The sequence below is a fragment of the Archangium sp. genome (assembly GCF_036389735.1).
Classification (GTDB): Bacteria; Myxococcota; Myxococcia; order Myxococcales; family Myxococcaceae; genus Archangium.
In genome coordinates, this window is the sequence record NZ_DASVWK010000068.1 from 1 (window position 1) to 13,385 (window position 13,385).

A 13,385-nucleotide genomic window follows, 5' to 3' on the forward strand; every position below is an offset into this window, starting at 1 on the left:
TGCGCGCCCTGGAGCTCGAGCTGCCCGACGCGCAGCGGCTCTTCCTGTCCCTCACCCTGAGGGGCGCGCTGTCCGCGGCGGTGCGGCTGGGCATCGTGGGCATCCACGAGTCCCACCAGCTCCAACACCAGTGCGCCCCCCTGCTGGACGCGGTGCTGGAGCGCTGTGCCGGGCTGGGCCTGGAGTCGCTGGCCCAGACATCGCCGCTGATGGACCTGCTCGGCGCCACGCACGACCGGCTCTACTCGCGGCTCTTCCTTTCTTGAGGTGAACCATGCACGACGACCACCGCGGCCACGGCCATGACGACGACCACGACCACACGCACGAGGAGTGGGACCACCCGGGCCACTTCCACGAGCGCGACGAGCCCCAGCGGCGCGACTTCTCCTCGCGGGCCTTCACCATCGGCATCGGCGGGCCGGTGGGCAGCGGGAAGACGGCGCTGGTGCTGGCGCTGTGCCGGGCGCTGCGGGAGAACTACCGGCTGGGCGTGGTGACGAACGACATCTTCACCAAGGAGGACGCCGAGTTCCTCGTGCGCAACCAGGCGCTCTCGCCCGAGCGCATCAAGGCGGTGGAGACGGGAGGCTGCCCGCATGCGGCCATCCGCGAGGACATCAGCCACAACCTGCTGGCGCTCGAGGAGTTGATGGAGGAGCTGAAGCCGGAGCTGCTCATCGTCGAGAGCGGGGGCGACAACCTGGCGGCGCAGTACAGCCGCGAGCTGGCGGACTACACCGTCTACGTCATCGACGTGGCGGGCGGGGACAAGGTGCCGCGCAAGGGCGGGCCGGGCATCACCCAGTCCGACCTGCTCATCATCAACAAGACGGACCTGGCGCCGCACGTGGGCGCGGACCTGTCGGTGATGGACCGGGACGCCCGGAAGATGCGCGGAGAGGGGCCCTTCGTCTTCACCCAGGTGACGAAGGGCGTGGGGCTCCAGGAGGTCATCCACCACCTGCTCGGAGCCTGGCGCAAGGCCACGGGCTCGGCCTGACGTCCTACCCGGCGAGCTTCACGGCCTCGTCGGGCTCGGGCGCCGCCTGCCGCTCGAGGACGCTCTCGCGGTAGGCGATGGCCCGCGCGCGCATCATCGCGCCCAGCGGCCGTAGCTCCTCCACGGAGTGCCAGGGGTCGAACGACATCCGTTCGATCTTCCCCTCGAGCTGGGTGCCGCGCGCGGACAGGAGGTCCTGCTGGGGCAGTACGAGCCGAGCCAGCTCGTGGAAGGGCGAGCGGTCCTCGGGCCAGGGCACCGAGGCGTCCTCGATGGGCGTGGTGCGCTCGTCCACGAAGAGCTGGGCGCGGAGGCTCCAGGTGAGCGGGCCGTTGCGCAGGCGGGTGACGAGGTCGTCCCGCAGGCCCGCGGGCGCGCCGGACGCCGGGTGCACCTCCGTGGGGCCCACGGGGAAGACGGCGAGCTTGGCCGCCGTGGCGCCGAAGCGCAGCGGCAGCGCCGTGTAGAAGGGCGTGGTGGCCAGGGAGCCCACCTTGGGCATCGAGGCGAGGCCCTTGAGCAGGGAGAGGGCACGACCGAGGCCCAGGGCACCGATGAGGCGCGGCACCAGCAGCGCGGGCCCCTTGGCGGCGGTGCGCACGAAGGCGAGGAACTCGTCCGGGGTGCCGAAGGGCATCGTCGGGAGCTGCACGAAGAGGAAGTCCTGGGTGAGCTTGTCCTCGAGGCCAGGGATGAGCTTGCGACCCGGGACGCCGATGAGCTTCAGCGCGAGGCCTCGGATGTCCGCGGTGCGATCCGGCTGGTTGCGGCCCGAGCCGTTGGAGAAGCGCGCGTAGACGGGCCAGGTGCGCTGCTCGGCGAAGAGGGCGACGCGGAGCGGCTCGGGCAGACCCGGGGAGACGGTGAGCTCGCCGAAGGCCCCGACATGGGCCTTGGCGTGCAGTGCGCGCGAGGGAGGGCCGCCACGGGCATTCTTCCTCTGCAGTTCCCGCAGCTCGGAGGCGTAGCGCTCGAAGCGCTCCACCTCGTCGGGAGCCACGGTTTCCTTCCAATCGGTTGCGCCGGGGAGAGTCATCCGGCGCAACCTAGCCCGATTTCATGCCCGGTGGGAGCGGGGGGGGCCTCAGGCCGCCTCGGACTTGTCGGCCGACTTCTCGCCGGGCGTCGCGTGCCGCACGCCTTCCCCATCCTTCCGCCGGGCCGGCTGCCGGTCCCACATCACCTGCATCACCGCGGCGAGCACCGTGAAGGACACCACCAGGGTGGTGATGAGCCCGATGCATGCCACCAGGCCCATGGACTTCAGGCCGTTGTGGCTGGCGACGAGGAGGGCGGCGAAGCCCGCGGCCGTCGTCAGGGTGGAGGAGGCCACCGCCGCGCCCACGCTGCGCAGCGCCACCACGGGCGAGGTGCCCTCCAGGAAGCGGTGTAGCAGGTACAGGCCGTGGCTCACCCCGAAGCCCAGGAGGATGGGCAGGATGATGATGTTCATGAAGTTCAGGTGCAGGTCCGTCAGCGTCATGAGGCCGAGCATCATGGCGAGGCCCACCGTGAGGGGGATGACGGACGCCAGCGCCAGCTTCACGTTGCGGAAGTCCAGGAAGTGCATCACCAGGATCCACAGCGTCACCAGGAGCACGGTCAGCTTGCCATCGGCGAGCACGATGCGCGCCAGCCGGGCGAACAGGGGCGCGGCCCCCGCGGCCCGGCGCACCTGCGCCTCGGCGAGCACCTTGCCCGACGCGTCCTTGACCTCCGGCGTGGGGATGTTGCTCGTCTGGTCGACGAAGGTGAGCATCTTCTTGCCGTCCCACAGGTCCACGTTCGGGTAGATGAACGTGAGGAAGCCGTGGTTCTCCGGCTGCGTCTCCTTCAGGTGGCGGAACTGCGAGGCGTAGACGTCCGGCACGCCGTGCACGTCGAACGGCTTGGCGTCCAGCATCTTCATGAAGAGGGCCGCCTTCTCCTGCATCTCCGGAGGCAAGGCCGTGACGTCGATGTCCTTCAGCTCCTCCTTCCACTCCTGGAGGATCTTCTCGTTGGCCGCGGCCGTCGCCGGGGGCGGGACGAAGGTGTAGATGCTCACCACCTGGTCCACGGCGGAGTACTTCTCCTTGTTCTTCGGATCCGTGAGCTCGTCGTAGACGGCCTTCGCCTCCTCCAGCGTCTTCGTGTAGACGGCGATGGGATCGCTGGAGATGTTGAAGCGCTGGCTGATCTCATCCTGGAGCCGCACCGACGGCTGGCCCTCGGGGATGAGGGCGCGGCTGTTGTAGTTGAAGCGCACGCCGGCCTTGATGCGCTCGGCCAGGGAGGCGGGCTTGTCCGTGGGCACGTCCACGTCGCTCCAGGGCACGGCCAGGGCGCACATGAGGGCCACGATGATGGTGGACACCGCGAGCATGAGCCCGGGCTTGGGGATGCGCAGCTCCTTGCCCGTGGTGGCGCTCTGCGTGGCCGGCGGCTTCATCTCGCCAATGAGCTTCTTGGGCAGCTCGGGATTGATGCGGCCCAGCAGCGCCAGCAGCGCCGGGCTCCAGGCGAAGAGCAGCACGCCGATGATGAAGGTGCCGGCGCCCGCGAGGAAGCCGAACTGGCTGAAGCCGCGGAACTCGCTGATCATCAGCACGAAGAACGAGCCCGACGTCACCACTGCGGACACCAGCGCCGGCCGACCCGCGTTGATCACCGCGTCCTGGATGGCCTGGTCGTAGGGCTTGCCCTGGCCCAGCTCCAGCCGCGTGCGGAAGATGAAGTGCAGGCCGTAGTCGATGCCGAACCCCAGCAGCAGGCCACCGAGGATGCTGGTGATCATGTTGAGCTCGCCCACGGTGATGTAGGTGAAGCCCATGGTGATGACGGTGCCGACGACCGTGCCGATGGACACGATGAGGGTGGGCACCCACTTGCGGAAGGAGAGGATGGTGATGAGGAAGATGGCCGCGAAGGCCAGCAGCGACACCGGCTGGAGCGACTCCTCGATGGCGTACGAGTCGTCCACCGCCGTCTTGTAGGAGCCCGTGAAGCCGTAGGCGACGACCTTGTCGTTGCCCATCAGGTCATAGTCTTCCTTGAGCTCCACCCCGCCGGACTTCTCCGTCTTGGCGTAGGCGCCCAGCTTCGCGCGCAGCTGCTCCACGAAGACCTTGGTCTGGCCCAGCTGGTTGGCGTCCCACATCGGCTTGATGAGGATGAGGACCATCTTGCGGTCGCTCGAGATGTAGTAGTCATCCCGGATGCTCTTCTTGCCGACACTGCTGTACTTCTCGACGAGGTCCGACAGGTCGAGCTTCACCGGCTCGGTCTTCTGGATCTCGATGAAGAAGGGGTTGTTGCGGCGCAGCTGATCCTTCAGGTAGGCCATGACGCGGGCCTTGCCCTCGGTCAGGTCCTCCGTCTTGATGAAGAGGCCCATGTTCTGCTGCACGAACTCGACGGGCACCTTGTAGGTGATGAAGCGGACGTGCTCCTTGTCCGCCAGCAGGTCCGCCGCGATGTCGTCGGCGACCTTCTTGAGCGTGGCCTCGTTCTCTCCACGCAGCGCCATCATGAGGTAGCCGCTGCCACCGACCATGTCGATGACGCGCTTGACCTCCTTCACCTCGGGCAGGTCCTGCGAGATGAGGTCGAGCTGGTTGGAGTTGATGGTCAGCTTCGAGCTCGCCCACAGCGACGCGCCGAGCAGCGCGAAGATCACGAGCAGGACGAGTCCGGGCTTGCGGACCATCAGGCGCGCGTAGGCGAGAGCGAAGCGGGGCGTCTTGTGGGCGGAGTCACTCATTCGGCGCGGGACCCTACAGGAGAACCGCACTCGTCTGAAGCGCGGCGGATGCCTTGGTTGCTTGCCTGCCCTCGGATTCCAACGACGGTGAAGCGGGGAAGCGCGCGAGCGGACGGACCCGCGCGCTCCCAGGGTGCGGCGTGACTACTTCTTCTTCTCGAGCGCGACCAGCTCCGCTTCCTTCTTGCGCATCAGGTCCAGCAGGTGGTCCCAGCCGCCCTGCTTCAGGATGGGCCGCACCTGGTCATCGCGGATGCCGGTGAGCATCGAGTCGCCGAGCACGGCCACGTCCACGACCTTCCAGTCGGCCTTCTCCTTGGCCAGCGAGTAATGGAGCTTCATCTCCTGCTTCTTCATCGGGTGATTGATGACGATGGTGGACTTCACCTTCGCCTTGTCACCCTCCACCGCGGGGTCCTCGTAGGTGATGGAGGCGAGGTTCTTGAAGTTCTCGCGCACCTTGGGGAAGGCCATCTTGGAGAAGAGGCTGTGGAAGAGCTTGGTGAACTCCTTGCGCTGGGCGTCGGTGCCCTTGTCCCAGTCCTCGCCGAGCAGGAAGCGGCCCTGCTCCTCGTTGGCGAGCTGCTTGAGGGCCAGGTCGTCCTTGTTGTAGCGGACGGACTGGACGACGGTCTTCACCGGCTTGGTCACCGCCTCGTTGGGCGCGGCGAGCGCCGGCAGGGCGAGGGCAAGGGTGGCCAGCAGGGAGAGGGAGCGGAGCGCTTTCATTCGGGTCCTTCCTGAGAGGAGAGCTGCTGTCTGTAGCCCAGAGGAACGGCGCGAGGCGCGTGTTATTCACGGGGTACCCGGTGGAGGGCCCGGGGGGCAGGCCGCCTGCCCGTGGGGTCCTTCCGTCCGAATCGCCGAATTCTTTCGCGAGTCTACGGGTTTGACTCCCCCAGAGCCCAACGTCTAGTGTGCCCGCGCTTTGCGCCTATAGAGGCGCGCGGTCCTCCCTCCGAACGCTGAAGAAGACATGCCGACCGACTACCTGTTCACCTCCGAATCCGTCACCGAAGGGCACCCGGACAAGATCGCCGATCAGATCTCCGACGGGGTGCTGGACGCCATCCTCTCCAAGGATCCCCAGGGCCGCGTGGCCGTGGAGACCCTGGTCAAGACGGGCCTGGCCATCGTCGCTGGCGAGGTGACCACCAACTGTTACGTCGACATCCCGAAGATCGTCCGGAGCACCATCTGCCGGATCGGCTACACCGACAGCTCCATGGGCTATGACGGCAACACGTGCGGCGTCATGGTGGCCATCGAGGGCCAGAGCCAGGACATCGCTCGCGGCGTGGACAACAAGAAGGAGCAGGGCGCCGGCGACCAGGGCATGATGTTCGGCTTCGCCTGCGACGAGACGCCGGAGCTGATGCCGGCCCCCATCCACTACGCCCACGCGCTCACCCGGCGCCTGTCCGACGTGCGCCGCAAGACGCACGACTGGCTGCGCCCGGACGGCAAGAGCCAGGTCACCGTCGAGTACCGCAACGGCCGCCCGGTGCGCATCGACGCGGTGGTGGTGTCCACGCAGCACTCCGACGACATCTCCAACAAGCGCATCCACGAGGCCATCCGCGAGGATGTCATCGCCAAGGCGCTGCCCAAGAAGCTCATCGACGCCAAGACGAAGATCTACATCAACCCCACCGGGCGCTTCGTCATCGGCGGCCCCATGGGTGACTCGGGCGTGACGGGCCGGAAGATCATCGTGGACACCTACGGCGGCATGGGCCGTCACGGTGGCGGCGCCTTCTCGGGCAAGGACCCGTCCAAGGTGGACCGCTCGGCCGCGTACATGGGCCGCTACATCGCCAAGACCGTGGTGGCCGCGGGTCTCGCGCGCCGCTGCGAGGTGCAGGTCTCCTACGCCATCGGCGTGGCCGAGCCCGTGAGCGTGCTGGTGGAGACCTTCGGCACGGCCACCGTGCCCGAGGAGAAGATCCAGTCCGCCATCAAGCAGACGTTCGGCCTCAAGCCGCGCGAGATCATCGAGAACCTGGACCTGCTGCGGCCCATCTACCAGAAGACGGCCGCGTACGGTCACTTCGGCCGCTCCGAGAAGGAGTTCACCTGGGAGCGCACCGACAAGAAGGACGCCCTGCGCGAGGCGGTGGGTCCCTCCGCCAAGCTGAAGGCCGCAGTCTGAAGAGCCGCTGAGGCTGGTTGAAGTGAAGCGCGCGCGGGCCCCTGGGCACGCGCGCGTTTTCTTTTGGGGCACGGTACAAGGTGGGCATGCCCGTCTTCGGACTCTCGGCCCTGGGCGCGTTGTGGCTCGCCGCGGTGGATGCGCCCGTTTCCTCCGTCACCGTCTACAGTGACCGTGCCCGTGTGGTGCGCACGGCGAGGGTGAGCCTTTCCGGCACCCAGCGCGTGGAACTGCCCGTCCTGTATGGCCCGGTGGACACCTCCAGCATCCGCGTGGAGGCCCAGGGGGCCGAGGTGACGCGGGTGGACCTCCGCCCCGTCGGCTCCGAGGCCCTGCCCGCCTCCGAGGCCCGCAGGCTCGTCACCGAGCTGGAGCGGCTCGATGACCAGCTCGTCCAGTCCCGTGCCGAGCGCGAGGTCTACTCCGCCCAGCTCGCCGCGCTCGGCAAGGTGCGCCCCGTCGTCTCGGACGAGGCCAGCCCCGCCCCCAGTGCCTCGCGCTCCTCCCGACCCGAGCCCGTCTCCCGGCTCGATTCCTCGGGCTGGCGCGCCGCCTCCGACTTCCTGGTGGAGTCCACCGCCCGCCTCCAGGCGAAGCTGCGCGAGGTCTCCCAGCGTGAGGAGGCGCTGGAGCGCGAGCTCTCGCGGCGCGTCCAGGAGGCGCGGAAGCTCGGAGGGGCGCCATCCCGTTCGGGTGTGGAGGTCGTTCCCACCCTCTCGGGGCGGGGCACCGCGACGGTCACGCTCTCCTATGTCACCTCGGGGGCGCGCTGGTACCCCTCCTATGAGCTGCGGCTCGAGCCCGAGTCCAACCGTGTCCAGGTGGCCTTCTCCGGCCTCGTGAGCCAGGAGACCGGCGAGGACTGGGAGGACGCGGCGCTCTCGCTCAGCACGGCCATCCCTTCCACCGCCACCACCGCGCCGAAGCTCTCCACCTGGAAGATCGGGCAGCGCGAGCGCTTCATCCCCACGCCCACGCCGCTCCCCGACTCCTGGCGCTCCCCACCGCCCGCGCCTCCAGCTCCTCCCGAGGAGCCAAAGGCGGACGCACGGCTCCGGGAGCGACTGCTCGCGCTCACCGGCCACCCCCCTCCGACGACGCCTCCCCCGCCACCGGCCCAGCCACGGGCCGACGACGAGCTCGAGGAGAGCTTCACGGAGGAGATGGTCGTTGTTTCGGGCACCCTGCCGCGCTCTTACAAGCCCTCCCCGGTCGATGTGCCCGTGGGACTCGCTCCGCCGGAGGGCTGGCGGCGGCCCGTGCTGGACGCGAACCTGCCGGCCTCGCTCGCGGGCGGCTATGCCCTGACCTTCCCCGCGCAGCGCCGCGCGCGGGTGCGCAGTGGAGAAGGGGAGCGGCGCGTGCCCCTCTTCTCCGAGACGTGGCCGGTGCAGGTGGATCGCACGCTGTACCCGGGCGTCACCCCCCAGGCCTTCCTCGTGGCGGAACTGCGCAGCCCCTCGCGCCAGGTGCTGCCCGGCGGGGACGTGCAGCTCTTCGTCGGGGCGGACCCCTCGGGCCATGCCCGGCTCGAGCTGGTGTCCCCGGGCGAGCCCTTCACCCTGCCGCTCGGCGTGGACCCCGCGGTGCGCCCGGTGCGCAACGTGAAGCTCCTCACGTCCGAGAAGGGCCTCATCGGCAAGGACGAGCTCACCGAGTACCTCGTCACCATCGAGGTGGCCAACCCGTACCCCTTCGCCCTCCCGGTGCGCATTCACGACCAGTGGCCGCTGTCGCGCCATGCGGAGGTGGAGGTGAAGCTCGCGCGCACCGAGCCCTATGCCGAGCAGGACAAGGACAAGGGCACGCTGGTGTGGCGTCTGACGGTGCCCCCCTCGGAGAAGACGGCCGTGTCCTTCCTGTACACCGTGCGCCACCCCAAGGGCTGGCGCCTTCAGCAGACCCAGCAATAGGGGGAGCCGCCATGCACACGTTGCCACTGATGATGTTGGCGCTCGTCGCCCCCGCGAAGGTGTCCTCCGTCGTCGTCTACCCGGACCGCGCCCTGGTGACGCGGGTGGAGACGGTGGCGTGCACCGGCCGCGCGCTCGCCGTCTTCGAGTCGGTGCCTCCCGCGGCGGATCCCTCCAGCTTCCGCGCCCGTTCCGAGGACGCCGCCGTGGAGAGCCTCGTGGCCGAGGAGCGCACCCTGGAGGGCCAGTTCGCCCCCGAGATGGAGGCGCTGGGCAAGAAGCGCCAGGCCCTGGAGCGCGAGATGGCGGAGCTGGTGGACGCCCGCGCGCGCGACGAGGCGTTGCGGAAGCTGGGCGAGGGACTCTCCGACGTGGCCGTGCAGCGCGTGACGCGGGAGCTCGCCGCGCCGAGGCCGGACCCCCGTGCGTGGGCCTCCGCCTTCGACGCCGCGCTGGACACCCGGTTGCGTGCCGCCTCCGAGGTGGCTGGACGGGCCGCCCGCATGCGCGAGGTGCAGCGGGAGTTGGACGCGCTGGGCGAGCGGGAGGGGTACCTGGGGGCCTCGTCCGCGCGCATGGAGCGGCGGGTGGAGGTGCGGCTGGCGTGCTCCTCCGAGGGCCGCGCCCGGGTGGAGCTCCAGTACGTGGTGGGCGGCGCGGGGTGGACTCCTTCCTACGAGGCGCGCCCCGACGAGGCGGGGGGCCGCGTGGAACTCTCCACCTTCGCCACCGTGCGCCAGTCCACCGGAGAGGACTGGGCCGGGGTGCGGCTGGTGCTGTCCACCGCCCGGCCCCACGCCGAGGCAACGCCGCCGGAACTCAAGCCCCTGGGGTTGTATGCCGACGAGCGGGGCCCCGAGCGCAAGGTGCTGGCCCACCGCGAGGAGCGGCGCCAGCACGCCCAGTCGGGAAGTCAGACCCAGGCGGAGACGTCCGGCTCGCTCCAGGCGGCCTCGCAGGGCCTCTCCGTGCAGCTCCTCGTGCCCGAGCTGGCGCAGGTGCCCGGCAATGGCACGGCCATGCGGCTGCGCGTGGCGAGCACGAAGCTGAAGTCCTCCTTTTCCTGGCGCACCGCGCCCAAGCTGAACCCGGTGGTGTTCCGCGTGGCCAGCCTCGTCAACGGCGCTCCCTTCCCGCTGCTGCCCGGTTCCGTGGACGTGTTCCGCGCCGCGGGCTTCATCGGCCAGCAGTCACTGGAGCTGGTGCCCCAGGGCGGCGCCTTCGAGCTCACCTTCGGCCTCGAGGAGTCGCTGCGTGTGGAGCGCGTGGTGGTGGAGGAGATCGCCCGTGACGAGGGCTTCCTCGGCGGCCGGCGCCGCTTCCGCTACGCCTACCGGCTCAAACTCGCCAACTACCGCGAGCGCCCCGAGGTGGTGGAGGTGGCCGAGAACCTCCCCGTCTCCGAGCTCGATGACGTGAAGGTGGAATTGGACAAGGAGAAGACCACCAGCGGCTTCGCGCTCGATGCGATGGATGGCATCGTCTCCTGGACGTTGACGCTCGCCCCCGCGGAGCAGCGCTCCGTGGAGTTCGTCTTCCACGTGGAGGTGCCCTCCAGCTACGACACGGGCGGGCTGTAGGCGCACCGGAGGGAGGGGGAGAGAGCGGGCAAGGGCCCTCCAGTCCGCCGTTTGCCGCGGGCCGTGTGGTTGTCAGTCCACGAGGGGTCCGCATCTTCCCCAACAGGAGGATGCCCCCCGATGAAGTACGCCCGCTCGGCCTTCGTGTCCCAACTGGTCCTGGTCAATGCCCTCATGCTCGCCTTCGCGACGGGCTGTGAAGCACGCACCCGGGAGGCGCCGGCCGAACCCGCCCCCAAGGTGGAGCAGGGCACTCCTCCGGCTCCGGCTCCCCAGGCCGAGGCCCAGGCCGCGGTGGGCGGGTCGGGACAGGCCCCGCAGTCCATCGCGGACCTCGTCCAAGCCGTGAAGGACTCGGTCGTCAACGTGGAGGTCCAGGCGCGTGCCCCCGCCGCACCCGAGGGCATGCCGAGCGACCTCTTCGAGCGGTTCTTCGGTGGCCCCGGTGGGCCTGGAGGACCCGGTGGACCTGGAGGACCCGGCTCGCCCTTCGGCGGTCCCCAGGAGCGCATCCAGCAGGGCGAGGGCTCGGGCTTCATCATCGACCCGAGCGGCCTCATCCTCACCAACAACCACGTGGTGGAGAACGCCATCGACATCCGCGTGCGCCTCAATGATGGCCGTGAGTTCACCGGCAAGGTGCTCGGGCGCGATCCGCTCACCGACCTGGCCCTCATCAAGCTTCAGGGCGACGTGAAGAACCTGCCCGTGGCGCGGCTCGGCAACTCGGATGACATCCGCGTGGGAGACCCGGTGGTGGCCATCGGCAACCCGTTCGGGCTCACCTCCAGCGTCAGCGCCGGCATCCTCTCGGCCACCGCTCGCGACATCCAGGCCGGTCCCTACGACAACTTCCTCCAGACGGATGCCGCCATCAACCCGGGCAACTCGGGCGGGCCCCTCTTCAACATCCGGGGCGAGGTCATCGGCATCAACACCGCCATCGTCGGCGGCGGCACCGGTATCGGCTTCGCCGTGCCCTCCAACATGGCCAAGGTGCTCCTGCCGCAGCTCGAGAAGGGGAAGATCCGCCGCGGCTGGCTCGGGGTGTCGGTGCAGGACCTGACGGCCGACCTGTCCCAGGCGCTCAAGGTGCCGGTGCGCAAGGGCGCCATCGTCACGGGCATCCAACCGGGCACCCCCGCCGCCAAGGCCGGGCTCAAGGCGGATGACGTCATCACCACCCTCAACGACAAGGCCATCGAGTCCTCGCGCGGCCTCACCCGCGACGTCGGCTTCCGCCAGCCCGGCGAGACGGTGAAGTTGAGCGTCTACCGCAATGGAAAGCAGGAGCAGGTGCAGGTGACGCTGGGCGAGCGCCCGGACCTCGAGGGCGTCGCCACCGCTCCCGAGGAGAACCGCGAGGAGGATGCCGGTCGCAAGCTGGGACTCCGCCTCCAGGGCGTGGACCCGCGCATGGTTCCGGACGTCAAGCAGGGCGCGCTCATCGTCGGCGTGGACCCCGCTTCGCCCGCGGACCGCGCCGGCCTCCAGCCCGGCATGGTCATCGTCGAGGCGGGGGGCAAGCCGGTGCGCGACCCGCGCGAGTTCGCCAACCTCATCCGTGGTCAGAAGCCCGGCGGCGTGGTGCTCCTGCGCGTGCAGATCGGCGAGAACCGGATGCTGCGCGCCCTCACGATTCCGGAGAAGTGACCGCGCCGGAGGGGAAGGTGGCCAGGGTGAGGGACTCGGGAGGCCCGGGCACGGCGCTCGGCGGGAGCGAGTCTCCCGACAGGTAGCGCCAGCCCGTGCCGTCGTGGCGGAACTCCGAGCGCTCCACGAAGGAGCGATCCTTCCCCGTTTCGAAGACGCGCGCGTAGAAGAGCACCTGGGCCCTCCCCGTCGTCTCCGGCGGCAGCGAGCGATCCAGCACGTGCAACCGCGGGTACTTGTGCCCGCTGGCCACCGCGCGCAATTCGCGCAGCAGCTCCTCCTTGGGCCTCGCCCGGTCCGGGTGCTGGGGGTGCAGCGTGCGCCAGAGGTACTCCACCTCGCGCAGCGCGAAGGCGCTGTAGCGCGAGCGCATCAGGGCCTCGGCATCCGGGGCCTCGGCCTGGCCACGGTGGTAGCGGGCGCAGCACTCGCGGTAGCGCAGGCCGGAGGAGCAGGGACAGGGTGGGGCAGGGGGCATGGACGTTCCTGGACGACAGGGCCGCGCAATGGCCCTTGCTGCCCCGCAGGCTAGCGCATACATCCACCTCCCCACACCGTATGAGCCTTCTTCAAGCCATCGTCCTCGGGCTGGTCCAGGGGTTGACCGAGTTCCTGCCCATCAGCTCCACCGCGCACCTGCGCATCGTCCCGGAGCTGCTCGGCTGGGAGGATCCGGGCGCGGCCTACTCGGCCGTCATCCAGCTGGGCACCGTGGCCGCCGTCCTCCTCTACTTCCGCAAGGACCTGGTCACCTTGGGGACGGGCTTCTTCCAGGGGCTGCTGCGGCGCCAGCCCTTCGCCACCCTGGAGTCGAGGCTGGCCTGGTTCGTCCTCGTGGGCACCCTGCCCATCGGCGTGTGCGGACTGGCCTTCAAGAAGGCCATCGAGAGCTCCCTGCGCTCGCTCTACGTCATCTCCGCCAGCCTCATCGTCCTGGCCCTCATCCTCTTCCTCGTGGAGCGGCTGGCCTCCCACAAGCGCACCCTGGCCGACATGCGCTGGCAGGACGCCATCCTCGTGGGGCTGTGGCAGGCGCTGGCCCTCATCCCCGGCTCCTCGCGCTCGGGCACCACCATCACCGGAGGCCTGTCGCTGGGGCTGCGGCGCGAGGACGCGGCGCGCTACTCCTTCCTGCTCTCCATCCCCGCCACCTCCCTGGCTGGCATCTTCGAGCTCAAGCACCTGCTGGAGGCCACCGAGCGCCCCTCGGCCATGGCCCTCTGGACGGGGACGCTGGTGGCCTTTGCCTCGGGCTGGGCCGCCATCGCCTGGCTCCTCAACTACCTGCGCACCCGCTCCACCCTCGTCTTCATCATCTACCGGGTGGTGCTGGGCGTGGTGC

The 13,385-nt window shown here is 69.5% G+C and carries 10 protein-coding genes and 1 pseudogene; 7 read left to right on the top strand and 4 right to left on the bottom strand.

What is annotated here, in order from left to right; all coding sequences use genetic code 11:
* Together VF794_RS02610 and ureG are read left to right on the top strand one after the other, a co-directional pair.
* Nucleotides 1-266: pseudogene (locus VF794_RS02610) on the top strand (urease accessory protein UreF); the annotation flags it as partial.
* Nucleotides 267-274: 8 nt separating this feature from the next.
* Entirely contained in the window at nucleotides 275-1,003 is a 729-nt protein-coding gene (ureG, locus tag VF794_RS02615) for an urease accessory protein UreG (protein WP_331107369.1), read from the top strand.
* Between the two features lie 4 nt (nucleotides 1,004-1,007).
* Here ureG and VF794_RS02620 read toward each other — a convergent pair whose 3' ends face one another.
* The 3 genes from VF794_RS02620 to VF794_RS02630 all read right to left on the bottom strand — a co-directional run bounded on the left by VF794_RS02620 (nucleotide 1,008) and on the right by VF794_RS02630 (nucleotide 5,474).
* Nucleotides 1,008-2,003, bottom strand: coding sequence for a catalase (locus tag VF794_RS02620; protein ID WP_331107371.1), 996 nt, complete (start codon nucleotides 2,001-2,003; stop codon nucleotides 1,008-1,010).
* An 84-nt stretch (nucleotides 2,004-2,087) separates the two neighbouring features.
* The gene (locus tag VF794_RS02625) at nucleotides 2,088-4,745 is read right to left on the bottom strand and encodes an efflux RND transporter permease subunit (protein ID WP_331107373.1); all 2,658 of its coding nucleotides are present in this window, start codon (nucleotides 4,743-4,745) and stop codon (nucleotides 2,088-2,090) included.
* Between the two features lie 144 nt (nucleotides 4,746-4,889).
* A complete protein-coding gene (locus VF794_RS02630; protein WP_331107375.1) occupies nucleotides 4,890-5,474 on the bottom strand; it encodes an ABC transporter substrate-binding protein in 585 nt (194 codons plus the stop codon).
* Between the two features lie 247 nt (nucleotides 5,475-5,721).
* Between VF794_RS02630 and metK the strand changes: the two genes are divergently transcribed.
* The 4 genes from metK to VF794_RS02650 all read left to right on the top strand — a co-directional run bounded on the left by metK (nucleotide 5,722) and on the right by VF794_RS02650 (nucleotide 12,043).
* Nucleotides 5,722-6,897, top strand: a complete 1,176-nt coding sequence (gene metK / locus VF794_RS02635) for a methionine adenosyltransferase (RefSeq protein WP_331107377.1) — start codon at nucleotides 5,722-5,724, stop codon at nucleotides 6,895-6,897.
* An 86-nt stretch (nucleotides 6,898-6,983) separates the two neighbouring features.
* Entirely contained in the window at nucleotides 6,984-8,810 is a 1,827-nt protein-coding gene (locus VF794_RS02640; protein ID WP_331107379.1) for a mucoidy inhibitor MuiA family protein, read from the top strand.
* A gap of 11 nt (nucleotides 8,811-8,821) precedes the next feature.
* Nucleotides 8,822-10,390, top strand: a complete 1,569-nt coding sequence (locus VF794_RS02645) for a mucoidy inhibitor MuiA family protein (protein ID WP_331107381.1) — start codon at nucleotides 8,822-8,824, stop codon at nucleotides 10,388-10,390.
* A 120-nt stretch (nucleotides 10,391-10,510) separates the two neighbouring features.
* Complete coding sequence (locus VF794_RS02650) at nucleotides 10,511-12,043, top strand: Do family serine endopeptidase (protein ID WP_331107383.1); 1,533 nt, start codon at nucleotides 10,511-10,513, stop codon at nucleotides 12,041-12,043.
* On the opposite strand, the gene VF794_RS02655 is transcribed toward VF794_RS02650, so the two are convergent.
* Complete coding sequence (locus VF794_RS02655; RefSeq protein ID WP_331107385.1) at nucleotides 12,024-12,521, bottom strand: YchJ family protein; 498 nt, start codon at nucleotides 12,519-12,521, stop codon at nucleotides 12,024-12,026. The two genes, VF794_RS02650 and VF794_RS02655, sit on opposite strands and share 20 nt — an antisense overlap.
* Nucleotides 12,522-12,601: 80 nt before the next feature.
* Between VF794_RS02655 and VF794_RS02660 the strand changes: the two genes are divergently transcribed.
* The coding region (locus tag VF794_RS02660) for an undecaprenyl-diphosphate phosphatase (RefSeq protein WP_331107387.1) at nucleotides 12,602-13,385 on the top strand (784 nt) is incomplete at its 3' end.